Source organism: Cellulophaga tyrosinoxydans, assembly GCF_900176415.1.
GTDB lineage: Bacteria > Bacteroidota > Bacteroidia > Flavobacteriales > Flavobacteriaceae > Cellulophaga > Cellulophaga tyrosinoxydans.
Genome location: NZ_FWXO01000001.1, coordinates 295,717 through 322,009, shown reverse-complemented (window position 1 = coordinate 322,009; position 26,293 = coordinate 295,717). Strand labels below are relative to the sequence as shown.

Below are 26,293 nucleotides of genomic sequence, written 5' to 3'. Positions count from 1 at the left end.
GTAAATCAATTTTCCGAAAGAATAAAAAAATAGCACAAAAATGGCACACGATCATAAATTAGAAATTTTTCGAGGTTTAGTAAAGTTTAAGTCTAACGTAAGTAAAATTTGGGGCGTTCTTATATTTTTAACGCTAGTTACCACAGTAGAGGTAATATTAGGGATTATAAGACCTGCTGCTTTAGTTGAAACTTCGTTTCTTGGAATGCACTTATTAAACTGGATATTTATTATTCTTACTTTAGTTAAGGCATATTATATTGCTTGGGATTTCATGCACCTTAGAGATGAAAAAACTGCGCTAAGAAGAACTATCGTTTGGACACCAATATTTTTGGTGTGTTATTTAATATTTATATTACTTTTTGAAGCTACCTATATTTTCGAAGTCTTTAAAGATGGCTTTGTAAAATGGAACTTCTAAAAAAGCATATTTAATAGTTAAAAAAGACGGTTTTAAAACCGTCTTTTTTTATTTTTGTACCATACAATTGCATCATGAAAAAAGCATTCGTTTTAATTATTCTTTTTGTTTTTCCTATAGTAGCCTACTTATTTTTTGCATCAGGAGTGCATAACTTTGGTAAGCTTCCTGTGTTGACTAAAAATGTAAAAGATGTTAATGTATATGACAATAATGTAACACTTGAAAATAAGATTACTATTCTAGGTTTTTTAGGTGCTGATGTCGATTTTAAAAAAGGGAATGCCCTAAATTTAAATCAAAAAATATATAAAGATTTTTACAAGTTTAATGACTTTCAGTTCGTTATGGTAATGCCTAAAGGTACCGAGCAAAATGTTGAAATATTAAAAAAGGAATTGTCGGAACTTGCAGACATTGAAAAATGGAAATTTATTTTTGCAGAACCTTCAGAAGTAACTTTATTATTTGACAGTCTAAAAACAGATCTAAAGCTTGATGCAAATTATAGTACTCCCTATGTTTTTATTATTGATAAAGACAAATCGTTACGAGGCCGAAATAATGAAGAAGATCACGAAACTATTTATGGTTTCGATGCCACTTCAGTTGCGGAACTCACAAATAAAATGATTGATGATGTTCGCATAATTTTAGCAGAGTACAGAATGGCATTAAAAAAGAACAATTCAGACCGAGATATCTAATGAAAAATAATTATACATACGTTTGGGTGTCTTTTATTGTACTGGTTTTTGGAATTATTTTTATTCCTAAAATAATAGATAGAGTTAAAAGCGGAACCATTGTTCAGAATGATCGACTCAACAAAGAAAAGAAAGCAGATGGCTTGTCATTCATAATTTTGAATGGTGAAAAAAGGAAAGTTCCAGATTTTGCCTTTTTAAATCAAGATAGCTTACTTATTACCAATAATGATTATAAGGGTAAAGTTTATGTGGTAGAATTCTTTTTTACAACCTGTCCTACCATTTGTCCAATAATGAACGAGAATTTAATTCAAATTCAGAATAGGTTTACGAATTTTGAGAATTTTGGTGTGGCCTCTTTTACAATAAACCCTGATTATGATACGCCTAAAATTTTAAAAGAATATGCTGAAAAGTATGGCGTAACCAATCTTAATTGGAATTTAATGACAGGGGCTTCTCAACAAATATATGATTTAGCCAATACAGGTTTTAATATTTTTGCCAGTCAATCGCCAAATTCACCTGGTGGATTTGAACATTCGGGTATGTTTGCATTAGTAGATAAGAATGGATTTATAAGATCTCGAGTGGATGATTTTGGAAATCCTATTATTTATTACCGTGGAGCAATTTCTGAGAAGGACGGTGTTAACGATCATGGAGAAAAAGAACAAATAGGGATTTTAATAGAAGACATAACTAAATTATTAGAGGAGAAGTAATGAATACGATTGATTTAAAGGAGAAGAAGTTTAATAAGCTAATAACTATTATTTCTATTATAGTACCGCTTGTGGTAGTGGTACTTTTTAATGTACGGATACCTAATGTTGAACCTTTAGGTTTTTTACCTCCTATTTATGCGGGTATTAATGGTTTAACTGCAGTTTTATTAGTAGTAGCAGTAATTGCCATATCAAAAGGGAATAGAAAACTACATCAAACACTAATGACAACATGTATTGCACTTTCCTTGGTGTTTTTGCTTATGTATATTGCTTATCATATGACGTCTGATCCTACTAAATTTGGTGGTGAGGGCATTTTAAAATATATCTATTATTTCATATTAATTACACATATTGCATTGTCCATTGCCATAATTCCATTGGTGCTAAAAACATATGCAAAGGCCTATTTGGAGAATTTTGAGGCACATATAAAAATTGCCAAAATAACTTTTCCTATTTGGTTGTATGTAGCTGTTACTGGTGTCATTGTTTATTTAATGATTTCACCTTATTATATACATTAGTTCTGAGATGCAATCTGATGAAAAATAAAATAATTAGGCTCTTTTTTGTTTTTATATGCTTCCCAATAATATCTTTTGGGCAATGTGCTATGTGCCGTGCTGTTTTGGAAAGCGAAGAAGGTAAAGGTACTGCAGAGGGTATTAATAATGGTATTGTTTACTTAATGGCAATCCCTTACATTTTGGTGGGCGTATTGTTTTATTTCGTTTATAAAAAGATGAAGAATTAATCCACTTCTTTTTTTAACATTTTTTTAATGTTTTTACTGTAACAAAGGTCTATTTCTTTTAGTCTATACTATTGACGACTTGTGTTTTTCTTTACAAAGCACACCAACCAATAGCGACTATATGTTCGATTTAGAAAGATGGCAGGAAATTTTTGATACTATTCGCAAGAATAAATTACGCACATTTCTTACTGGGCTTTCTGTAGCTTCAGGTATTTTTATTCTGGTAATATTACTGGGTTTTGGGCAAGGCATGCAAAATGGTATTGCACAAGAATTTGAAAGTGATGCCGCTACAAGTGTTTGGATATGGACCCAAACTACCCAAAAAGAATATAAAGGCCTAAATCCTGGTAGACAAATTCAGTTTAGAAATGAAGACTACACTACAATAGTCGATAAAATGGATTTGAATATTGAAAACAAATCTAGATTCTATCGTCCACAAAATATTACCACGACTTATGGCAATGATGCTTTAATTTATCAAGTTCTTGGAACAACAAGCGAAGTGCAGTTTTTAGAAAATGAATCTATGGTTTTTGGTCGTTTTTTAAACGAAGAAGACGAGAATCAATCTAGAAAAGTGGCTATTATAAGTGCTAAAATTAAAAAAGAAGCATTTAAGACAATTGATAATCCCGTTGGTGAGACAATCAAAATTTCAGATATTCCTTTTACTATTGTTGGTGTTTATAAAGATAAGGCTGGGGATCAAGAAGAGAACCGTATTTTTATTCCAATATCAACTGCTCAAAAAGTCTTTAATGGTGCTGATAAATTAGATAACCTAGTGTTTTCTTTACCGCCAGTCGAAGATTTTGATCAAGCTGTTGCACAATCTATAGCATTTAAAAATAAGGTAGAAACGTACCTAAAGCAAAAACATACTATTGCCCCTGATGATGAAGGTGGTGTGGGAATTTTTAATCCCATGGAAGAGGCTAAACGGTACTATAGTCTTACAGGGAATATAAAATTTTTCTTTTGGTTTGTTGGGGTATGCACTATAATAGCGGGTGTTGTTGGCGTAAGTAATATAATGCTTATTGTGGTAAAAGAACGTACCAAAGAAATTGGAATTAGAAAAGCACTGGGCGCCAAACCATGGTCTATTATTGGTATGATCATACATGAAGCTATTTTTGTTACCGCAATTTCAGGATTTACTGGATTAATATTTAGCATGGGTTTATTAGAAATTGTAGGCCCTAATATTGAAGTAGATTATATTGTTAATCCTTCTGTTGATTTTAACGTAGCCCTCGCAACAGTTTTTCTTTTGGTTATAGCAGGCGCGGTAGCCGGTTTTTTTCCAGCATGGCGAGCAGCAAGTATTCACACTATAGATGCACTACGAGATGAATAAGAAAATAGTTAGCTATGTTTAATAAAGATCGGTGGAAGGAAATTATCGAGGTTCTAACAAGTAACATGTTTAGAACTATTCTAACTGCCTTTGGTGTTTTTTGGGGGATACTTATTCTAATAATCTTATTGGCGGCAGGAAAAGGATTGGAAAATGGTATTAAAACTGATTTTGGAGATATAGCAACCAATACTATGTTTATGTGGTCGCAGGCTACTTCGAAAGAATATCAAGGATTGCCAAAAGGTAGACGATTCAATTTTAAAATAGAAGATGTAGCATCGCTTTGGGAGAATATCCCTAACCTTCGTTTTATTTCTCCTAGAAATCAATTAGGAGGTTTTAGAGGCGGTAATAATGTGGTGCGCGGAATAAAAGTTGGTGCGTTTAATGTGTATGGTGATTACCCTGAAATTATAAAACAAGATCCAATGATGATAACTTCTGGACGTTTTATAAATCAATCAGACATCAATGAGAAACGAAAAATTGCCATTATTGGTGATGGCGTTAAAACTGCTTTATATGAAAAAGATGAGGAGGTATTAGGTTCTTATATAAAAATTCAAGGTGTAAATTTTATGGTGGTCGGCACCTATAAAAAGAAAAGTAATAATGGTGATGGGGAAGAAGGGCAGAAAGAAATATTTGTACCATTTTCAGCTTTCTCACAAGCCTTTAATAGAGGAAACGATGTAGGATGGATGGCAATTACAGCCGTAGACGGAGCATCGATAACTAATTTAAAAGAAGACATCATAAGCTTAATGAAAACCAATCGAAAAATCCATCCGGAGGACACAAGGGCTATTGGTAATTTTGATTTGTACGAGCAATATAATAGGGTAGAGAGTTTATTTGTTGCTATGCGATTAATTGCATATTTCGTTGGGATTCTTGTGCTTATTTCTGGGATTATTGGCGTAAGTAATATAATGTTGATTGTAGTAAAAGAGCGAACAAAAGAAATAGGTATTCGAAGAGCTTTAGGAGAAGACCCTTGGTCTATTAAATTACAAATATTAATGGAGTCTATATTTTTAACTATTATCTCTGGAATGGCTGGTATTATAATGGGTGCATTATTTATTTACGGTATAAATACATTGTTAGATTCAGTAGGGCCAGTAGATATGTTTTTAAACCCAAGTGTTAGTGTTGGTGTGGTGGTAACTGCTTTAGTAATACTAGTAGTTTCAGGTTTGCTGGCAGGATTTATTCCCGCACAAAGTGCAATAAAAGTAAAACCTATTGATGCTTTAAGGGCAGAATAGATATAAAATTAATCAATCAAAAATCACGACAATAGTCGCAATTAAATCAACTTAAAATGAAAAAACGAGTAACCATTATTATTTTACTTTTAATAGTTGTCTGCTTTGGGGGTGCAATGTATTATTTATACCAAAAAAATGCAGAAGACCCGATAACTTATGAGACAGAAAAACCATCAACGCAAACTATAATTAAAAAAACCGTTGCCACTGGTAGCATTTTGCCGTTGGAAGAGGTGCTTATAAAACCTAATATTTCTGGAGTAATTGAAGAAATATATGTGGAAGGTGGCGATTATGTAAAATCAGGAGATCTTTTGGCTAAAATTAAAATTGTGCCGAATTTAAATGCGCTTAATGATGCTAAAAATGCTATTGACGGAGCTATAATTGGTCTAGATGATCAAAAGAGAAACTACGAGCGTCAAAATGCTTTATTTCAAAAAGGAGTAATTTCAAAAGTAGATTTAGAGCGGGCAGAAGTAGCATACGATCAGGCGCGACAATCATACAATGCGGCAAATAAAAGGTATGATATTGTAAAAACTGGAACTACAAAAGGGTTTGGTAATTCAGCAAACACCTTAATTAGATCTACCGTAAATGGGATGGTTTTAGATGTGCCTGTGGAAGTAGGGAATCAAGTTATAGAAAGCAATAATTTTAATGAAGGAACCACTATAGCTGCTATTGCTGATGTGGACAAAATGATTTTTGAAGGTAAAATTGATGAATCTGAAGTTGGGAAAGTAAAAGAGAATTTACCATTAGAAATTACAGTTGGCGCAATTGAAAATAAAGTTTTTCCAGCTGTTTTGGATTATATAGCTCCAAAGGGTAAAGCAGAAAATGGCGCTATACAGTTCGAGATTAAAGGAACATTAAAAAAGCAAGATTCGGTTTTTATTAGAGCAGGATTAAGTGCTAATGCATCAATTATATTAGCAAAGGTAGACAGTGTGCTTTCTATAAAAGAGGCATTGATTCAGTATGATGATAAAACAAAAAAACCATTCGTTGAAATAGAAACAGGGGAACAAAAATTTGAACGTAAAGACATAGAATTAGGTATTAGTGACGGAATAAATGTGGAAATTAAATCGGGTTTATCATTAAATGATAAAATAAAAGTCTGGAATAAAATTGAGTCAGTCGAGAATAATGATTAATATTATAGAGTAAATGTCCAATGATTATAACGCATTCAAGATTTTAACATAATTTTTTGATTTAATCTTGTAACATATACAAAAGGAGTAAGTCTAACAGACGGAGTAAAAATCCAAACAATTAACAAAGCAACCATGATTGAAATAAAAAATCTTCATAAATCATATAAAATGGGAAGCAATTCCCTTCATGTATTAAAAGGGATAAATTTTTCTGTTGAAGAAGGTGAACTAGTTGCAATTATGGGTTCTTCAGGATCAGGAAAATCTACATTACTTAATATTTTAGGAATGTTAGATGAGTTGGATGAAGGTTCATACGATCTAGATGGAGTTCCAATTAAAAATTTAAATGAAACTAAAGCAGCGCAGTATAGAAATAAATTTTTAGGATTCATTTTTCAGTCCTTTAATTTAATTAATTACAAAAGTGCTGTTGAGAATGTAGCATTGCCACTGTACTATCAAAAAGTTGGGCGTAAAGAACGCCATGAAAAAGCCTTAAAATATTTAGAACAAGTAGGCCTAAAAGAATGGGCTACACATCTACCAAGTGAACTTTCAGGGGGTCAAAAACAGCGTGTAGCTATTGCACGTGCTATGGCGGCAGAGCCAAAAGTGTTGTTGGCTGATGAACCTACTGGAGCTTTAGATAGTAAAACTTCTTACGAGGTTATGGATCTAATTCAAAAAATTAACGATGCCGGAAATACCATTTTGGTGGTAACTCACGAACCTGATATTGCAGATATGTGTAAGCGAATTGTGCATTTAAAAGATGGTGTAATCGTAGAAGATAAAAAAATTGAGCAAGTAAGAGCATCACAATATGTTTAGTAGAGATAACTGGCAAGAAATATTTGAAACCATTCAAAAAAATAAACTACGGACTTTTTTGTCTGGGTTTACCGTAGCCATTGGTATCTTTATTTTTGTTGTCCTTTTTGGTTTTGGCAATGGCCTTACAAATACTTTTAATAAATTTTTTGGCGATGACGCTACCAATGTTTTCTTTATTTTCCCAGGGAGAACAACGGTTCCTTATCAAGGCTATAAGGCAAACCGTAGAATCGAGTTTGATAATAGCGATTTAGCAGACATCAAAAAAGATTTTCCAATGTTTCTGGAATATATAACCCCAAGAATATCTAGAAGCGGATTGGTTAAATATAATAATGAATCTAATAATTATACTACCCGAGCTGTTGCACCTTCGCATCAATTAAATGAGAAGACAATTATAATGTTTGGACGTTATATCAATGAAAGTGATATTCAAGAAAAATCAAAAATAGCGGTTATAGGAAGATTAGTAGGGCAAGATTTGTTCAAAGACAAAAATCCTATTGGTGAGTTTATTGATATTTCTGGAAGTTCTTTTAAAGTTGTTGGTGTTTTTCAAGATGACGGAGGAGATAACGAAGAGCGGACTATTTATATTCCATATACCACCAGACAGCTTATTGAAAAAAACACTGACAAAATAGACCAAATAGTAATTGGCTTTAAACCGGAAATAGGATATACTGGTGCAATGGCTTTTCAAAGCAGTTTAGAAAAGTTTTTAAGAAGCAAAAAGTACATAAGTCCACAAGATAAAAATGGAATATTTGTGCGAAACATTGCGGACCAATTAAAACAGAATCAACAATTAGCTGTGGTTTTACAATGGATTGTTTCATTAGTAGCTTTTGGTACAATCATAGCCGGAATAATTGGTATTAGCAATATTATGGTGTTTGTGGTTAAAGAACGTACTAAAGAATTAGGTATCCGAAAGGCTTTAGGTGCAACACCAAAATCTGTCATAGGAACAATTCTACTAGAATCTATCTTCATTACAACAGTATCTGGATTTGTTGGTATGATGATAGGTATTGGCGTGCTAAGTTCATTAGGGAAATCATTAGACGATTATTTTATTACCAATCCATATATAAATATTGGAGTAGCAATTTTCGCCACCATTGTGTTGATAGTTTGTGGAGGGATTGCTGGCTATGTGCCCGCGAGAAGAGCATCTAAAATTAAACCAATTGTAGCACTAAGAGACGAGTAATATGAAATTTATATTTGATAGTAATACTTGGCAAGAAATATTTGGTTCTATTGGTAAAAATAAAACCAGAACAGCAATTACAATTATTGGGGTTCTTTGGGGTATTTTTATTTATATAGCACTTGCCGGTGCCGCAAAAGGATTGGATAACGGATTTGAACGCGCTTTTGAGAGTGTAGCCATGAACAGTATGTTTGTTTGGGCGCAAAGTACGAGTATGCCTTATGAAGGTTATAAAACAGATCGTCAGTTGCAACTAAAATTATCGGATGTTGCTACCTTGCAAAATAGATTGCCCGAAATACAATATATAGCTCCAAGAAATGCAAAAGGAGTATTTGATGGTTCGCCAGCAAGTGTTGTAAAAGGGATGAAGTCTAGTACTTCTCCTGTTTATGGAGATTATCCGGTATACACCAAAATTGCCACAAAAAAGATTTATGATGGTGGACGTTTTATAAATGATGAAGATATTCAGCAAGCCAGAAAAGTTGCTGTTATTGGCGAAAGAACGCAACAAGATCTTTTTGAGAAGGATGAAAATCCAATAGGAAATTTTATCAAGGTAGATAATATTTATTTTCAGATTATAGGTGTACATAAATTTGTGCCTGGCGGTGGTTTTGAAAGTGATACAGATATTTATATTCCTTACACTACCTTTAAAAAACTATATAATACAGGGGATAACGTGGATTGGTTAACAATTGCGGCGTATAATGATGCCGATGTAGTACAGGCAGAAACCAATGTTAAAAATGTATTGAAAAGCATTCATAAGGTAAACCCAAAGGATGAACGAGCATTTGGAGCATTCAATCTTGGAGAAATATTTAATAGAATTACTGGTTTCGCTAAAGGACTTACCTTTTTGTCGCTGATCGTTGGAATTGCAACAATTTTAGCCGGGGTGATAAGTATTGGAAATATATTATTGATATCTGTAAAGGAACGTACTAAAGAACTTGGAGTACGACGCGCTCTAGGGGCAACTCCAGCAGAGGTGCGTAACCAAATAATATTAGAATCAGTTTTTTTAACTGTAATAGCAGGAATTTTAGGAATAATCTTAGGAGCAGGCGTGCTAAAACTAATTGATGTTTTAACCCAAGGAACAGATTTTCCATATACCAATCCAACATTGCCAATTCCTTATGTACTAGGAGCCTTGGCCATTATGATAATACTAGGTACTTTAATAGGATTAATACCGGCGCAAAGAGCAGTAAGTATAAAGCCTATTGATGCATTAAGAGAAGAGTAAACTAAACCAACATAAAAGTAAATATATCACAAATGAAAAAAGCATTAAAATACGTTATAATCGTTGTTCTAGTATTAGCAGCTTTGTGGGCAGCAATGTTCTTTATTAAAACAAATAGTAAGTCTGCAATTACTTATGATACACAGCAGCCATTCATTTCTAATATAGAAAAGAAAACGGTGGCAACGGGTAAAGTAGTGCCTGAAGACGAAATTGCTATAAAGCCTCAAATATCAGGGATTATTGAAGAAGTGTATCTTGAGGAAGGTGTAAAAGTTAAGGCAGGAGACTTAATTGCAAAAATTAAGGTAGTACCTAACGAACAGTCATTAAACCAAGCAAGTGGTAGAGTAAGAAATGCCCAATTATCCGTAAATAATGCTAAAATAGAATTTGACAGAAATAAGGCTCTTTTTGAAAAAGGCGTAATTTCAAGTCAAGATTTCAATAATTTACAATTGCAATATAATCAGGCAACTCAAGAACTGAATAATGCACAAGCAGATTATCAAATTATTCGTAAAGGATCTGCCGGAGGTTCATCTACAGCAAATACCAATATTAGAGCTACCGTTTCTGGTACTATTTTAGAAATACCAGTAAAAGAAGGCGATCAGGTAATACAAAGTAATAACTTTAATGACGGTACCACAATCGCAACTATAGCAGATTTATCAAAAATGATTTTTGAAGGTAAAGTGGATGAAGGCGAAGTTGGCAAATTAAAAGTGGGTACTCCATTAGAAATAAATTTAGGAGCTATAGAAGACAAAAAATTTAATGCCAAGTTAAGATTTATTGCACCAAAAGGGGTTGAAGAATCTGGAGCAGTACAGTTTAAAATAGAGGGAGAAGTAGATGTTGATGATGATGTTTTGATTAGAGCTGGGTATAGTGCTAATGCATCTTTGGTATTAGAAAGTAAAGAAAATGTGTTAGTAATTCCTGAAGCACTTTTGCAGTTTGATAAAGTAACCGACATGCCATACGTCGAGGTGTCCGTTGGAGATCAAAAATTTGAAAGAAGAGATATTAAAATAGGAATCTCTGATGGCGTAAATGTTGAAGTTGTATCTGGATTGACTGAAAAAGATAAAGTTAAAATTTGGAATAAAACTGAGCCAATAAAGAAAAATGTTGACGAAGAAGAAGAGAAGAAATAATAATTTCATCGATAAAAAGTAAACAATCAAAAAACAAGGATCACATGAAATTTAAAATCATATTAACCTTACTATTATTTTCAGTCGCATTGTCTTTTGGGCAATCAAAAAAGTGGACATTAGAGGAATGTGTTGCTTATGCTGTAGATAACAACTTAACCATAGAGCAGTTTGAGCTTGATTTGGAAACAATTCATCTTGAAAAATCAGACGCTATTGGCGACTTTATTCCTAGTTTAAATGCATCTTCTACGGTATCTGGTAATACAGGATTGTCTTTTGATCCTACCACAAATCAGGCTGTAACAACTACAATTTTTACAGCTTCTGGAGGGATATCATCAAATGTAACGTTGTTCGATGGTTTGCGTAATATTCACAGGCTTAATCGTGCAAAATTAAACGCAATTGCCAGTCAATATCGTTTAGATAATTTAAAAGATGATATACGTTTAAACGTAGCAAATTCTTATTTGCAAGTATTATCAAATAAGGAGTCATTACGTGTTTTTAAAGCTCAATACAATGTTACACAGCAAGATTTAAAACGCACAAAGGAGTTGGTAGATGCTGGGGTGGTTCCAAGTGGTGATTTATTGGAAATTGAAGCTACGGTAGCTAATCAAGAACAACAAATAGTGAACTCGGAGAATCTAATCTTAATTTCAAAAATTAATTTAGCACAGTTGCTTCAAATCACAGATTATGAAAATTTTGATATAGCCGATGAAACTTTTGAAATTCCACCTTCAGAAATATTAACCTATACACCGAAAACAATTTTTGAAAAGGCCTTAACTTTTAGAAATGACATTAAGTTTTCGGAAGCAAACATAGGCATAGCTGAAAAAGATTTACAAATTAGTAAAGGTGCATTGTTGCCAAGCCTTGGAGCTTTCTTTAATTATAATACTAGGTATTCTGGCCAACAACAGGATCTAAATTTTACAGACCAGTTATGGATAAACGATGGTATATCGTACGGTGCGCAATTAAGTATTCCTATTTTCAATGGTTTTAGTGTAAAAAATAATATTAAACGATCTAAGATTAATATTGATAGAGCAAACAATCAATTAGAGCAAGATAAGTTGGCATTGGAAACAACTATAAATCAAGCTTATGTAGATGTAAAAAGTTTTGCTAAGGCTTATGAAGCAGCACAGAAAACTGCCGACGCTCGTCGTTTAGCGTATAATTATTCAAAAGAAAGATTTGATGTTGGATTAATGAACTCTTTTGATTTTAGTCAGTCACAAGCAAGAGTAGATGACGCTGAAGCGCAGTTGGTTAGAACCAAATACGATTATATCTTTAGATTAAAAGTATTAGAATTCTATTTTGGCTTGCCAATATCTTTAGATTAAAATAAAATACCTGTTCGAGTAGTATAGACCCATAATTAATTGTGGGTCTTTTTTTTGTATTTTTTTAAGGCTAGCATGTATATTTGTACTCCATATGGCAATACTATTAAATTTAGAAACCGCTACAACCAATTGTTCAGTAAGCCTTGCAAAGAATGGGGAATTATTGGCCTTGAAAGAATTTGATTCTGCTAATTTTTCACATGCAGAGCAGTTGCACTTATTTATAGAGGCGGTTTTACAAGAAGCGAAGGTTTCATTGCAAGAATTACAGGCTATTGCTGTAAGTAAAGGCCCAGGATCCTATACAGGTTTGCGTATAGGAGTTTCTGCAGCAAAGGGATTGTGTTTTTCTTTAGACTTGCCTTTAATTGCAGTGCCTACGTTAGAAAGTATGGCTAATCAGAATACAGATAACAAACTGGCCTATATTATTCCTGTTTTAGATGCTAGGCGAATGGAAGTTTATTCTGCAGTTTATGATGCTGATTTAAATGAAGTAAGAGAAACAAAAGCTGAGATTATTGACCACAACTCTTTTTCGGAATACTCAGAAAAAGGATCGACATTAATAATAGGGAGTGGAGCTGAAAAATGCCAAGAATTTTTAAGCCATCCTAACTTTACATTTAATACCACCGTAGTTCCTTCAGCCAAAGAAATGGCTAAGTTATCTTATAAAAAGTTCAAAGCAGGCAAATTTGAAAATGTTGCCTACTTTGAGCCTTATTACTTAAAAGACTTTATTCTTCAGAAAAAGGGATAAGTTTATTTGTTGTATTGTACCACTTGTGGGAATGGAATTTCGATACCTTCTGCATCGAACCTAAGTTTTGCTTCTTCCATTACGTAAAAATGTGCTTCCCAAAAAACACTATTATTTGCCCAGAAACGTAGGGTTAAATTCACCGCACTATCCGCTAACTCATCTACATAAACAACAGGTGCTGGATCTTTAAGAATATTTGCATTTTCTGCACAAATTTGTAGTAAAATATCTTTTGCTTTTTTAAGATCAGAACCATAACCAATTCCAATATTTATCTTATCTCTACGCGTTTCTTGTGCATTGTAGTTAATAATGTTGTTATTGGATAATTGCCCATTGGGAATAATGGCAACTTGATTGCCAAAGGTTGATAGTTTTGTTGTGAAAATAGAAATTTCTAGAACGGTACCGTCTACACCTTGTGCAGAAATAAAATCGCCTACTTTAAATGGTTTAAATAACAAAATTAAAACACCGCCAGCGAAATTTGATAAGGAACCTTGTAACGCTAAACCAATAGCTAAACCAGCAGCACCAATGATAGCTACTAATGATGATGATTGTACGCCTAATTGGGTGATGACTAATACAAAGAGCATAATTTTTAGCCCAATGTTTATTAAACTCTGTAGAAAAGTCTCTAAAGATTCGTCATAATCCTTTTTATCGAAAAATTTTCTAACCATTCGGTTTATAAGTCGAATAAACCAAAGTCCAATAAAAAAGATAAGGACGGCTAATATTAAATTGGGTAATGCTGACCAAAGCCAAGCTATTGCATTGTCTATGTGCTCTTGATAATCTGTAAGTTTCTCCATGTTCAATCGTTCAATTTTTTATTTACAATTGCAAAGTAAATCAAACCTTTTTTTAATTCCTACTTTAGAAATGGATTACGGCAATAGTAATTTTTATAGAGCAACAGCTGTAATTTTTAGGCATAAAAAAAAGCGCAATAATGCGCTTTTTAGAACGTTTCGCGATCGTATTATTTTACTTCAAAAGTAATTTTTACGTTTACACGATAGTCAACAATTTTACCATCATCAACGGTAGCACTTTGTTCATTAATATAAACCGATCTAATGTTTTTTACGCTTTTAGCTGCTTGAGCTACTGCATTTTTTGCTGCATCTTCCCAACCTTTGTTAGAATTTGCTAATACTTCAATTACTTTTAAAATTGCCATAATGATTATTTATTTTGTGTTTCTATAAATTTAAGAAAATAATAATCGTTCAAAGAATGCTAAGCAATAAATTAACCATTTAAGGCAACTACATTTTGTACTTGGTCGCCCATCATGTTTTTTAACATGTTTTCAATACCGTTTTTTAAAGTAAAGGTAGAAGAAGGACATCCGCTACAAGCACCTTGTAAAATGACATTTACCGTTTTACTTTCTTTATCATAAGACTTAAAAAGTATATTACCACCGTCGCTAGCAACGGCAGGTTTTACATATTCTTCTAAAATGTCTATGATTTTTTTCGAGGTATCATCTAAATTGGTGTTTTCTAATTGCGTTTTTGGTGCTTCAGCTTTCTTTTTCACAACGCTTTCAGAACTAACTACTTCATGACCATCGGCAATAAAATTTCTAATAAGTTCACGAATATCATAAGTAACTTCGTTCCAATCGGCAACATCATATTTTGTTACAGAAACATAATTTTCATCAAAAAACACTTCTTTTACAAAAGGTAAATGGAATAATTTTTTAGCTAATCCAGAGTCTTTAGCTTCATCAATATTTTTAAACTCAAACGCTGTTGGTACAATAGTTTTGTTAGATACAAACTTCATAACTGCTGGATTGGGAGTACTTTCTGCGTATACTGTTGCTGGGATTTTTTTGGGATCTTTATTTTCATACACAACTGGTTCTCCGCTGTTTAGGTATTCCACGAGTTGTTGCGCTACTTCATCTTTTACATCATTCCATTCTACTATACTATAACGCTCTAAAGCAATAAAATTTGCAGAAATATATACCGTTTTTACAAATGGTAAGTAAAATAATTGCTGCGCTAAAGGAGAATTTTTAGCCTCATCTATATCTTTATATTCGTAATTAGTGCTCTGTGTTATAAAGTGATTGGTATCAAATTTTAATATGGCAGGATTATTTGTTTCTACTATTGTTATGGTAAACTCCTTCATCTGAATAATTTTTCAGCAAAAATACAAAGTTATTGCCACTATTACTATATATAATAATGTTGGATTTATGCCGTTATACTTTATATTTGGAAAAATCTAGAACGCTATCACTCTTAAATCTTAGAAATGAAAAAGATTTACTTTTCTTTACTACTAATCCTTGTATTTACAATAAAGTCTTGGGCACAAGAAGGTATACCTGTTTATTTTGATTATTTAGCGGATAATTATTATTTAGTTTACCCGTCTATGGCCGGTATTGGAGAAGGAGGAAAAGTAAGACTTACTGCAAGAAAGCAATGGTTTAGTGTAGACGAAGCTCCAAATATGCAAACACTCAATGCCCACTTTAGAGCTGGAGAAAAAAGTGGAATTGGGGCTATTATTTTTAATGATGCTAATGGCTACCATTCGCAAACAGGAGTAAAATTAACGTATGCGCATCATTTACGTTTTGGAGAAGATATCCGTAGTCTAAATCAACTTTCATTTGGATTAAGTGGTACTATGTTACAAAGTAGCTTAGATGAGACTGAATTTAGATCAGTTACACCAGATCCTTCCATTGTTGGTTCAAAAATTAGCGCTTCCTACTTTAATGTAGATTTAGGGATGTCTTATAATTTCTTAGAATTCTATGCTCATGCAGCTATTTTAAACATGATGAGTAGTAAAAGAAGTTTGTATTATAAAGATAGAACAGACAACCCAAACCAATTAGAAGTTGATAATTTAAGAAGATATTTATTTTCTGTAGGTTATGTTTTTGGACGTGGAGATTGGCAATTAGAACCATCTGTATTATTTCAAATGACAGATTTTACGCAAGAAAAAGCTATGGATTTCAACGCTAAAGTGTACAGAGATGTAGATTTTGGGAAAGTATGGGGAGGAATATCGTATAGAAGAAGTTTTGATGGCGCACAATATGCCACAAATAACTCTTTCGGAGAACAAAGATTACAATTAATTACGCCAATTGTGGGGGTTAATTATAAGAACTTTATGGTGTCTTATAACTACTCTTATCAAATGGGAGATATTCGTTTTGATAATGGAGGATTTCATCAAATTACGATAGGGTATGACTTTTTACAATCGGAAAAGCGTTATGATTGTAATTGTCCTGCTGTAAATTATTAAAAAGACGATAAACATTTCAAAGAAAACCCTGTGATAGCTATCACAGGGTTTTTTTCGTTTTCAACTATGTTACTTATTCATCCCATTTGTAATTTTTCTTTTCTGCTTGTTTTTTAATAGCATTCAACATGGCACTTTCCAGGTCGCCAGTGGCATTTTCTTTCTGGTTTTTGGCAATAAAAGAATCTCTTTGCTTATTTAATTCTATAATTTCTGATTGTATTTTTTTTCTTTCGTTCTTCTTAGCTTCGATATAGGTTTCAATCTCTTTATCAGTCTTGTTTTTAAGTACTTCGGGTAGTTGCTCTTTGTCAATTTTCTTTACATCAAAATCTTTGTCATCAGATGCATCTACTAAATCCCAAGTTGGATTATTATATAGTCTAGAGCTTTTGCTTACGGCTCTCTTTACAGCTACAGCTTCTTCTACTTCCATTGCATTAGAGTCTTGTAAATATTGCTTTTCTAATTTTGCTTTTCCAAGCGTTCCATACGACACATATGTTGTGTTTAGTTTAGAATTTAACTGTACAATTTTTGCATCATAAGGTGTGTCAATATGCACTACATGTTTATTGTGGTCAATAGCAATATAATCTCCACCTGTTAAAACTGCCCCATTTTTCCATTCAGTTGAGACTCCTTGCTCATAATTACCACAGAAAATGGTATTGACGATAATATTCTTCTCTTTAGCATTGGTAACCGCATCTTTATAATTAATTTTTCCTTGAGTAAAAGGTTCATTGCCTGCAATAAATATCATTTTAAGATGATCTGGATTTTTACCCCAATCTAGTTGGTTTAATGATGTTTGTATAACGGTACCGCAATATTCTTCTCCACCATTGGTTTTTAAGGAAAATAATTTTTCTGATATTTCATCTAGATCCCCACTAAAACCTAAAACTTGCTGAATATACCCTTCGTTGGACGAAAGCTGATCATTGCCGTACTGGTATAGCGCTATTTCTAAATTTGGACGTATGTAATCTGGGTTCGGATCATTACCACAGCGAGCCTTTACGTAAGCGAATTTATTTACAATATCCCATAATTGCGATTTTGCTTGGTCTATTAATCCATCCATGCTATTACTAGTATCTAATAAAAGTGCAATTTTTACGGTATTGCTCACATGTTTATGTGGTGGAGTAATAGAAACTTGTGTAATTAGTGTTTCTTTTTTATTCTCGAAAGCACAACCATACATGGTTCCAAATGATAGTGCGAATAAACTTAGTCCTATTGCTTTTTTAATATTTTTCATAATTACTTTGTTTTAAATTCTGGTCTAAAACTAGGCCTAAAGTATCTTTTAAAAAATCGATTTTGAGTAAACAGGTCTTTTGAATGAGTGAACTTGACGATTGAATGTGTAAAAGAGGAAAAATAGAAGCGTTTAAAGCTATTCTAGCAAATTATTCATTTTTTAATGCCATTAAAATCAATTAAGTTTATCATCTATTTAAGGGGTTATGCGTAAATACCAAGGCATTTTATTAATTTTCTTTCTGTCGTGTTTTGTGAGCTTTTCACAAGGCATACAATCGGAGTATAGTTTTGATATAAAAGGAACAGTTAAAGGCAAAGAGAATAGAGAGGCTATATCTGGAGTAACGGTTACGACCACCAGTGGCGGCTATACCGTGACTAATGGACTTGGTGAATTTAAAATAAAAGCAATTATAGGAGATCTTATTCAGTTTGAAAGTGTTGAATTCCAAACGGTAAGTCATCGCGTAAAAAGTTCTGAAGATGTAGATGTTTTGGTAGAAGGTTATGAACCTTTTTATAACACTAATTCTAAATCAAATTCGAAAAGGAGTAGCGTGCAATCGCAATCGTATTTAGATTCGGCGATATATTATAAAAAAACAGATTTTAAGAAAAGTATAGATTTTGTTACCAAGGCAATTTCTCAATTAGGAAGAAATGGTAACAAAACAGAAATAGCCAATTCATACACTGTTTTAGGAGAAATTTACCAATACTACAAACAATATGATTTAGCTATTAGCAGCTATAAAGAAGCCTTGTTATCTGAGAAATCTACGAAGACAGAATTGCTTTTAGGGAAAAGTTATCTGCTAAATAAATCGTACAAAAACGCAGAGACTATTTTCCTATCCATTCAAAAGAAATCTGGAATTTCGGCTTACGAAAAAACACAAGTTTATGAAGGCTTAGGCGATGTTTATATAGGTTTAAACAATACAACTAAATCAATAGAAAATTACAATCAAGGTCTTTCAATAGCTCAAAAAAATTCTATTAAATCTAAAATAACCGATCTTAACTCTAAAATAGCAGATGTATTTGCTTCAATAAATAAGGTTGAAGAGGCTAAGGCGTATTACGATAATTCATTGGAATTATCTAAAAAGGAAACGCCTCAAAGGGCAGTTCAAGAAAAAGAGAAAGTTGCTGATTTTTATAATAGAAATAATGAATACGATAAAGAAATATCGCTACGCAAAAAGAGTTTAAAAGATTTTCAAGAATTAAGTCAGAATACAAGTCGCGTTCCAAAATCTACAAATCAGACCATCACCTCAGATTCTATTTCTACACAGCGTATAAAATATAAAATTGGAAATGCGCTATTGTCTCAAGAAAAGTATGCTGAGGCTATTCCATTTTTAGAAGAAAGTATTAAAGAAGCTGGCGATGATAATGATTTATTAGTTCAGAAAGATGCTACACGCAAACTATCGGAAGTCTATGAGTATCAAGGTGATTTTACTAAAGCTTTTGAAACCTATCAAAAGTATGTTGCAGTCGTAGATACATTATATGTTCGTAAAGAGCAAGAATTATCGCAAGCGGCTAGATTTAATAGGGAAATTGCTTTAAAACAAAGTAGAATAGCAGGTTTAGAAAAAGAGCGAGAATTGTATCAAAGTAAGTTTGATTTGGCTTTGACAAGTGAGCAATTAGTAGATCGCCAAAAGTGGCTTATTTATTCCTTAATTTTTGGAATGCTATTATTAGGCTTAACTGCATATTTCTTCTATCGTAGTAATAAGCAGCAGAAATTGGCTAATAATTTATTGGCACTCAAATCATTACGTTCTCAAATGAATCCGCATTTTATTTTTAATGCCTTAAATTCAGTCAATAATTTTATTGCAAAAAGTGATGAAAGGAGTGCAAACCGATATTTAACAGAATTTTCAACCTTAATGCGTGCCGTTTTAGAAAATTCTGAAGAAGATTTTATTCCGTTAACAAAGGAGTTAGAACTATTGGAGCTCTATACCAAATTAGAGCATTCTAGATTTCCTGAGAAATTTGATTATGAAATAACGCTAGACGAGCATATTGATGTTGACGCGTATCAAATTCCACCTATGCTGTTGCAGCCATATATAGAAAATGCTATTTGGCATGGATTGCGATATAAAGATGAAAAAGGATTTTTGAAAATTGATATTAAAGAAATCAATAAAAATTCTATCGAAATTAGCATAGCAGATAATGGTGTTGGAAGAAAAAAATCTGCAGCATTAAAAACAAGCAATCAAAAAAAGCAGAAGTCAAAAGGAATGGGAAATATCAAGAAAAGAATTGATATTTTAAACGATATGTATAAAGATAAATTGGCAATTTGTATTACCGATAATGATGAAGATGGTACGGGTACTAAAGTTGTTTTTAATTTAAAAAAAGACCAATAATTTCCATTTAAATAACACACTAATGAAATTAAATGCAATTTTAGTTGAAGATGAGGCTAATAGTAGAGAGATACTTCGGAATTATTTAAAAAAGTATTGTCCAGCTGTAAATTTAATTGGAGAGGCGGCAACCATAAAAGAAGGACTAGCTTTAATTCAAACCAATAAATTAGATTTAGTTTTTCTTGATGTAGAAATGCCTTTTGGTAATGCTTTTGATTTATTAGACCAAGTACTAGATCGTACTTTTGAAACCGTATTTGTTACAGCATATAATCAATATGCCATGGATGCTTTAAACAATCATGCGGCCTATTATTTAATGAAACCCATTAGTATAGATGAGCTAATAAAAGCGGTAGATTATGTTTTGGAAATTAGGCAAAAGGAAGATGCTTTAGAAGATCGTATACTAAAACCTAAATTAAAAAGTGTTGATGGTAAAATAACCATTCCGCAGCAAGATGGTTTTCAGGTGTTAAATGTTTCTGATATTATCTATTGTAAAGCTGATGATAATTACACCGAAATTTATTTAGAAAAGAAAAAAATAGTAGTGAGTAAAACCCTGAAGTATTTTGAAGATGCGTTGGTAGATTTTGCGTTTGCTCGTATACATAAATCCTATTTAGTAAATGTAAATGAAGTTGTAAAGTATGTAAAGGGTAAAGGAGGAAGTGTAATAGTTTCTAACGGTAAAGAATTGTTAGTGTCTTCTTCTAAAAAGTCAACACTATTAGCATTTTTTGAGTAAAATATTTAGTTCATAATAATTAAGAATTCTATGATTACAAAAACAATAAATGGCAAAACGCCAATTATAGGAGATGATTGTTTTATTGCAGAAAATGCAGTGATAGTTGGAGAGGTTACCATGGGAAGTCAATGTAGTGTTTGGTATAATGCGGTTTTAAGAGGTGATGTGCATTTTATAAAAATGGGTAATAAAGTAAATGTTCAAGATGGTGCGGTTATTCATGCAACGTATAAAAAATCGCCAACTACCATCGGAAATAACGTTTCTATAGGTCATAATGCAATAGTCCATGGATGCACTATTCATGATAACGTATTAATAGGAATGGGGAGTATTGTTATGGACGATTGCATTGTGGAGAGTAATAGTATAATTGCGGCAGGAGCTGTAGTGACAAAAGGCACACATGTTCCTTCTGGCACTATTTTTGCAGGAATGCCTGCGAAAAAGATTAAAGATATTAGTCCAGAATTAAGTGCAGGAGAGATAGACAGAATAGCAGAAAGTTATGTAATGTACTCGGGTTGGTTTAAGGAATAATGCAATACAGATAAAATAAATATTATCACTATTTTTGCCGTTACTAATTGAATTTTAATACGATGAACGCATATATATTTCCAGGTCAAGGAGCACAATTTGTAGGAATGGGTTTAGATCTTTATGAAAAGTATCCTATTGCCCAACAATTATTTGAACAAGCCAATGATATTTTAGGTTTTAATATTACCGATATTATGTTTGAAGGTACTGCAGATGCTTTAAAAGAAACTAAAGTAACACAACCTGCCATTTTTCTTCATTCTGTAATTATGAGTAAAGTAATGGGTGATGCTTTTAAACCAGATATGGTAGCAGGCCATTCTCTTGGAGAATTTTCTGCGCTCGTAGCAAATGGAGCCTTGAACTTTGAAGATGGACTTAAATTAGTGTCTCAAAGAGCATTAGCAATGCAGAAAGCTTGCGAAATTAAGCCAAGTACAATGGCTGCAGTTTTGGCTTTAGCTGATGATGTTGTAGAAAAAATATGTGCTAATGTACCAGGTATTGTAGTGCCTGCAAATTATAATTGTCCCGGACAATTAGTGATTTCTGGAGAAATAGATGCAATTAATATTGCATGTGAACAGTTAAAAGATGCGGGTGCAAGAAGAGCTTTAGTGTTACCAGTTGGTGGTGCATTCCACTCGCCATTAATGGAGCCGGCAAGAGAAGAGTTAGCTTCTGCAATAGAAAATACCTTGTTTAGCACTCCTTCTTGTCCAATTTATCAAAACGTAACAACAACAGGAGTAGTAAATCCTGAAGAGATTAAGAAAAATCTAATTTCCCAACTAACTGCTCCAGTAAAATGGACGCAAAGTGTCCAAAATATGATTAAAGATGGAGCCACTTTATTTACTGAAGTTGGTCCAGGTAAAGTTCTTCAAGGCTTAGTAAAGAAAATTGATGCTAATGCAGAAGCTGTTTCAGCTGAATTAGCTTAATAGTAAATAGACTAATTTTAGAGCTAATTTTTACACCGATTAAAGACGCATTTTAGCCCTATAATTGGCTATTTACCCAATAAATTAAGTAATATTGAGGTGAACTTTAAGCATCCATTAAATTTCAATCCTATGAAAATCAATAACCTGCATAAAAATTTTTCCAATTTGGTTTCTATTTTTACTGAAAATAGCGTGTTATTTTTTATGTGGTTTTTATTGCTACCTCTTTTAGGTGTAAGCCAGTCGACCGTTGTTGTAACCGCGACTGATGCTATTGCCACTGAAGGAACCCCCGCAAATGATACTGGAATATTTCTTATAGATTTGGGCTCAACAAATAATACCGGCGGCAATGTTACGGTCAATTATTTATTTAGCGGCACAGCAACTTCTGGTACAGATTATACCAGTTTAGGTGGAAGCGTTATTATAGGTAATGGTGCTAGAACAGTACAATTAACTGTTGTGCCAGTAGATGATAACTTATTTGAGGGAAATGAAAACGTTCAAATTAGGCTTGCAAGTACAGATAATGCAGCTTTTACTGTTGCAGGTAACTCAAGTAGTAATGCAAATATTACAATTGTAGATAATGATGGCTGTAGTGCAGGACCAACGGCACCAGCAATACAATCAATTATTCAAACACGCTATTGCTCTGGTGTAGAGGTAGATTTATCAAGTTTCGTAACTAAAGCAGCGCCGTCGGGTACCACTTTAAGATGGAGTACTAGTGCAACACCTAATCCTAATGACTCGAGTTCTTTTTTAGCTTCTTCCATAATTACAAGTGGAGGTAATTTTTATGGGTTTTATTACGGAACTGAAAATGGCACCGCTTGTATTTCCCCAGTAACAAGTTTGCCTACTATTACTTTTGATACAGCTCCCTCTTTAGGAACGCTTAGTAGTGATAATCAAGCTTGTAATCAATCTTTCCTTGGATTAGGAGGCATTCATGATTTGGATGACGCATTAATAGGCCAAACAACGGGTGGAGTGTGGAGTTTAATAGAAGCGCCTTCTGGAGAAACTACTGTTATAGGAAGTGGAAACCGCGTAAACTATGATGGGCAACCAGCGGGTTCCTATATTTACACGTACACTCCAAATTATGCAGGAGCGCCATCTTGTCCAGTAGAAAGTATTGAAGTTACTGTTTTTGTAACTGCCTGTACCCCGTGTGATGCAGGTACAAGCCCACCTAAACTTAATGAAGGTATTCCAACCATTTTCTGTGTTGAAGCAGGAGCTACATTTAGCCAAGATTTATTGGAGTACTCTAGTGATGGAGGACCAAATGGAACTAAATTAATATGGAGTAGAAGTAATGATTACACTAGAACAAATGTATTTTTAAGTAATACTGTGGTAACACAAGAGGGTACTTATTATGCATTTTTCTTAGATGAGGCTAATAACTGTGCTAGTCCAGTTTTGTCTGTTTCAATAATAATTAATCAAAAACCGGTAATTGATGTTGTTGAGAATGCGTTGTGTTCTGAGGGAATTATGACCTTAAGTGCTACAGCTACTTCAGGGAGTACCATTAATTGGTATGCCTCGGCAACAGGCACAACACCAGTTCAAGAAAATTCTTCAACTTTTACTACGCCAAATTTAACCACAACTACCACTTATTATGTTGAAGCAGTTTTGGCTGGTTGTACGTCGGATAGGAAAGCTGTTGTGGCTACTATAAATCAAGAACCTGTAGTGCAAGCGGTATCCACGCCATTAAATGCATGTAATATTAACAATGGAGAATACCCTAACGTTTTTAATTTAAATTCCGGACTTACACAGAATGTTTCGGGAACTTGGGTAAAAACTTCAGATCCATCAAATGCATTGGTAATTTCAGCTACAAATACTGTAGATTTTTTAAATGCACCAACAGGTAATTACACCTTTACGTTTACAACGAATACGGCTGTGGCGCCATGTGCTGATAAATCAGTTACCATAACAGTAATGGTAGGTACGTGTATTGTAGATTCTGATAATGATGGTTTAAGTGATGAAGATGAAATTACAATTGGAACTAATCCAAACAATAATGACTCCGATGGCGATGGAATTTTAGATGCTGAAGAGGTAGGTGATGATATTGCCAATCCACTTGATGCCGATGCTGATGGCATTATTGACGCCTTAGATTCTAATGTTTTGGATACCGATATGGACGGTGTTGTGGATCAACTTGACCCAGCAAATTCTAATCCATGTATACCAGATAATACAGTTGGGATGTGTGATACCGATGGAGATGGTATTAGTGATGGTGATGAAATGGCAAATGGCACAGATCATTTAGACCCATGTGATCCGAATTTAACACCCGATTGTGCCCCAGACCCAATAGATTTAGAAATTACAAAAACTGTTGATATACTGCGTCCTAAAGTTGATGATATTATTGAGTTTACCGTAACACTTACTAATTTAAGTATGGATCGTGTAATTGCTATTTCAATTAACGAAATACTTACTGCCGAAAGAGGATTTGAATATGTATCACATACTGTTACTGCGGGGCAATATAATGTTGCAAATGGTTCTTGGCAAATTCAAGAAATTCAGGGTGAAGAAGTAAACACACTTATAATCAGGGCTAAAGTTTTACCAGAAGGCGATTATTTAAATACCGCTGAGGTTGTTGCTAGTTTCCCTCGAGATAATAACGCACAAAATAACGTAGCGACTATTACGGTAGAAGTACAAAAACGCTCTAATGATGACTGCGGGTTCATGTTTAATCAGTTTTCACCCAATAATGATGGAATCAATGATTATTTGATTATAAATTGTATCACTAATTATCCTAATAATACTTTAGAAATTTTTGACCGTTACGGTAACCAAGTTTATAAAACCGTTAGATATGATAATAATTGGAATGGCTCAGGAAAAAATGGTGACCTACCTAAAGGCACTTATTATTATGTCTTGGATTTAGGTGATGGTTCTCCAATCACAAAAGGATGGATTCAAATTATTAGATAATATGGTAGATACAAGTACAATGAATAATTTGAATAAACTTCCTCTCTTTTTTTGTATATTCTTTTTTGGTATACTAATTAGATGTTATGGGCAGCGAGAACCCCAATATACCCAATATATGTATAATATTGGAAGTTTTAACCCTGCCTACGTTGGTACTGTTGAAAATGCCGAAATAGTAGGGGCTTATAGAGCACAATGGATTTCGGTAGATGGTGCTCCAACAACCATGCGTTTTGGGGTAAATTTGCCTTTTAGTAATGAAAAGAATGGTTTGGGTTTTAATATAATTCATGATCAATTAGGGCCATCTGCACAAACATACTTTGATATTGCTTACTCTTTTCAAGTGAATGTATCAGACAATACTAAATTATCTTTTGGTGTTGATGCAGGTGGTGCTTTATTAAATGTTGATTATACAAAAGGTAGTTTTGAAATTATTAATGAACCTTTATTAAATACAAATTCATTCAATAATTTTTATCCCACCATTGGTGCTGGATTATTTTTATATGGTGAAAATTGGTATACAGGTTTATCTGTTCCTAATTTTTTAACTGATGTTGTTTATAATGATGAAGTCTCTGTTTTTATTGAAGATAAGCCACAATTTAATCTTATTGGAGGTTATGTTTTTAATATTTCAGATGGCTTAAAATTTAAGCCTGCATTTCTTTTAAATTATCTTGATGGTTTGCCACTGAATGCCAATATTTCTACCAATTTTTTAATAAGTGATGTGGTAACCCTCGGAGCTTCATATAGGTTTGATAATGCTGTAAGTGGTATGGCGGGCATTCAAATATCTAATAGTACCTTTTTGGGCTATTCTTATGATTACAGTACAAATGGTTTTTCAGGCTATAATGATGGATCACATGAAGTAATCCTTAAATTCTTTTTAGGAAAAGGTGGTAGCACTAAAGATAAAAATGCAAAAAGTGGTAACACAAAAGGGAAGCCAAAGCAAATAGATACTCCAAGATTCTTTTAAA

At 33.2% G+C, this 26,293-nt stretch carries 25 protein-coding genes; 21 read left to right on the top strand and 4 right to left on the bottom strand.

Going from position 1 to position 26,293, the window contains the following annotated elements; translation table 11 throughout:
- Window positions 1-40: 40 nt before the first annotated feature.
- The 14 genes from B8963_RS01505 to tsaB all read left to right on the top strand — a co-directional run bounded on the left by B8963_RS01505 (window position 41) and on the right by tsaB (window position 13,053).
- Entirely contained in the window at window positions 41-424 is a 384-nt protein-coding gene (locus B8963_RS01505) for a cytochrome C oxidase subunit IV family protein (protein ID WP_084059604.1), read from the top strand.
- Between the two features lie 74 nt (window positions 425-498).
- A complete protein-coding gene (locus B8963_RS01500; protein WP_084059603.1) occupies window positions 499-1,131 on the top strand; it encodes a hypothetical protein in 633 nt (210 codons plus the stop codon).
- Complete coding sequence (locus B8963_RS01495; RefSeq protein ID WP_084059600.1) at window positions 1,131-1,859, top strand: SCO family protein; 729 nt, start codon at window positions 1,131-1,133, stop codon at window positions 1,857-1,859. The genes B8963_RS01500 and B8963_RS01495 overlap by 1 nt, the downstream gene beginning before the upstream one ends.
- Entirely contained in the window at window positions 1,859-2,392 is a 534-nt protein-coding gene (locus B8963_RS01490) for a DUF420 domain-containing protein (protein ID WP_084059598.1), read from the top strand. The genes B8963_RS01495 and B8963_RS01490 overlap by 1 nt, the downstream gene beginning before the upstream one ends.
- Before the next feature lie 17 nt (window positions 2,393-2,409).
- Entirely contained in the window at window positions 2,410-2,622 is a 213-nt protein-coding gene (locus B8963_RS01485) for a hypothetical protein (protein ID WP_084059596.1), read from the top strand.
- Between the two features lie 121 nt (window positions 2,623-2,743).
- Window positions 2,744-3,991, top strand: coding sequence for an ABC transporter permease (locus B8963_RS01480; protein ID WP_084059594.1), 1,248 nt, complete (start codon window positions 2,744-2,746; stop codon window positions 3,989-3,991).
- Window positions 3,992-4,005: 14 nt separating this feature from the next.
- Window positions 4,006-5,265, top strand: a complete 1,260-nt coding sequence (locus tag B8963_RS01475) for an ABC transporter permease (protein WP_084059593.1) — start codon at window positions 4,006-4,008, stop codon at window positions 5,263-5,265.
- A gap of 56 nt (window positions 5,266-5,321) precedes the next feature.
- Window positions 5,322-6,434: an efflux RND transporter periplasmic adaptor subunit gene (locus B8963_RS01470; RefSeq protein WP_084059591.1), complete on the top strand. Its 1,113-nt coding sequence runs from the start codon at window positions 5,322-5,324 to the stop codon at window positions 6,432-6,434.
- A 135-nt stretch (window positions 6,435-6,569) separates the two neighbouring features.
- Window positions 6,570-7,271: an ABC transporter ATP-binding protein gene (locus B8963_RS01465; protein ID WP_084059588.1), complete on the top strand. Its 702-nt coding sequence runs from the start codon at window positions 6,570-6,572 to the stop codon at window positions 7,269-7,271.
- Window positions 7,264-8,493, top strand: coding sequence for an ABC transporter permease (locus tag B8963_RS01460; protein ID WP_084059586.1), 1,230 nt, complete (start codon window positions 7,264-7,266; stop codon window positions 8,491-8,493). Before B8963_RS01465 ends, B8963_RS01460 begins: the two co-directional genes overlap by 8 nt.
- Before the next feature lies 1 nt (window position 8,494).
- Window positions 8,495-9,757, top strand: coding sequence for an ABC transporter permease (locus B8963_RS01455; protein WP_084059584.1), 1,263 nt, complete (start codon window positions 8,495-8,497; stop codon window positions 9,755-9,757).
- Between the two features lie 32 nt (window positions 9,758-9,789).
- A complete protein-coding gene (locus B8963_RS01450) occupies window positions 9,790-10,920 on the top strand; it encodes an efflux RND transporter periplasmic adaptor subunit (RefSeq protein ID WP_084059581.1) in 1,131 nt (376 codons plus the stop codon).
- Between the two features lie 44 nt (window positions 10,921-10,964).
- Window positions 10,965-12,287 (top strand): TolC family protein, encoded by a 1,323-nt coding sequence (locus tag B8963_RS01445; RefSeq protein ID WP_084059579.1) that lies wholly within the window; start codon window positions 10,965-10,967, stop codon window positions 12,285-12,287.
- 94 nt (window positions 12,288-12,381) lie between these two features.
- Window positions 12,382-13,053, top strand: a complete 672-nt coding sequence (gene tsaB / locus B8963_RS01440) for a tRNA (adenosine(37)-N6)-threonylcarbamoyltransferase complex dimerization subunit type 1 TsaB (RefSeq protein WP_084059577.1) — start codon at window positions 12,382-12,384, stop codon at window positions 13,051-13,053.
- Window positions 13,054-13,055: 2 nt separating this feature from the next.
- Here tsaB and B8963_RS01435 read toward each other — a convergent pair whose 3' ends face one another.
- The 3 genes from B8963_RS01435 to B8963_RS01420 all read right to left on the bottom strand — a co-directional run bounded on the left by B8963_RS01435 (window position 13,056) and on the right by B8963_RS01420 (window position 15,219).
- Window positions 13,056-13,874: a mechanosensitive ion channel family protein gene (locus B8963_RS01435; protein WP_084059575.1), complete on the bottom strand. Its 819-nt coding sequence runs from the start codon at window positions 13,872-13,874 to the stop codon at window positions 13,056-13,058.
- A 170-nt stretch (window positions 13,875-14,044) separates the two neighbouring features.
- Complete coding sequence (locus B8963_RS01425; protein ID WP_084059569.1) at window positions 14,045-14,245, bottom strand: dodecin family protein; 201 nt, start codon at window positions 14,243-14,245, stop codon at window positions 14,045-14,047.
- A gap of 71 nt (window positions 14,246-14,316) precedes the next feature.
- The gene (locus tag B8963_RS01420; protein ID WP_084059566.1) at window positions 14,317-15,219 is read right to left on the bottom strand and encodes a NifU family protein; all 903 of its coding nucleotides are present in this window, start codon (window positions 15,217-15,219) and stop codon (window positions 14,317-14,319) included.
- A 126-nt stretch (window positions 15,220-15,345) separates the two neighbouring features.
- Between B8963_RS01420 and B8963_RS01415 the strand changes: the two genes are divergently transcribed.
- Complete coding sequence (locus tag B8963_RS01415; protein ID WP_084059563.1) at window positions 15,346-16,362, top strand: PorP/SprF family type IX secretion system membrane protein; 1,017 nt, start codon at window positions 15,346-15,348, stop codon at window positions 16,360-16,362.
- Window positions 16,363-16,435: 73 nt separating this feature from the next.
- Here the strand turns inward: B8963_RS01415 and B8963_RS01410 are convergent, their stop codons facing one another.
- Window positions 16,436-17,632, bottom strand: coding sequence for a vWA domain-containing protein (locus B8963_RS01410; RefSeq protein ID WP_084059560.1), 1,197 nt, complete (start codon window positions 17,630-17,632; stop codon window positions 16,436-16,438).
- Window positions 17,633-17,840: 208 nt separating this feature from the next.
- On the opposite strand from B8963_RS01410, the gene B8963_RS01405 reads away from it, so the two are divergent.
- The 6 genes from B8963_RS01405 to B8963_RS01380 all read left to right on the top strand — a co-directional run bounded on the left by B8963_RS01405 (window position 17,841) and on the right by B8963_RS01380 (window position 26,292).
- Window positions 17,841-20,042 carry a histidine kinase gene (locus B8963_RS01405; protein ID WP_084059558.1) on the top strand — a complete coding sequence of 734 codons (2,202 nt, stop codon included), beginning with the start codon at window positions 17,841-17,843 and terminating at the stop codon, window positions 20,040-20,042.
- A gap of 22 nt (window positions 20,043-20,064) precedes the next feature.
- Complete coding sequence (locus B8963_RS01400) at window positions 20,065-20,796, top strand: LytR/AlgR family response regulator transcription factor (protein WP_084059556.1); 732 nt, start codon at window positions 20,065-20,067, stop codon at window positions 20,794-20,796.
- A 30-nt stretch (window positions 20,797-20,826) separates the two neighbouring features.
- Entirely contained in the window at window positions 20,827-21,339 is a 513-nt protein-coding gene (locus B8963_RS01395) for a gamma carbonic anhydrase family protein (RefSeq protein WP_084059552.1), read from the top strand.
- Between the two features lie 62 nt (window positions 21,340-21,401).
- Window positions 21,402-22,286, top strand: a complete 885-nt coding sequence (fabD, locus tag B8963_RS01390; protein ID WP_084059549.1) for an ACP S-malonyltransferase — start codon at window positions 21,402-21,404, stop codon at window positions 22,284-22,286.
- A gap of 132 nt (window positions 22,287-22,418) precedes the next feature.
- Window positions 22,419-25,295, top strand: a complete 2,877-nt coding sequence (locus B8963_RS01385; protein ID WP_084059546.1) for a T9SS type B sorting domain-containing protein — start codon at window positions 22,419-22,421, stop codon at window positions 25,293-25,295.
- Window positions 25,252-26,292 carry a PorP/SprF family type IX secretion system membrane protein gene (locus tag B8963_RS01380; protein WP_394334727.1) on the top strand — a complete coding sequence of 347 codons (1,041 nt, stop codon included), beginning with the start codon at window positions 25,252-25,254 and terminating at the stop codon, window positions 26,290-26,292. The genes B8963_RS01385 and B8963_RS01380 overlap by 44 nt, the downstream gene beginning before the upstream one ends.
- Window position 26,293 lies beyond the last annotated feature (1 nt).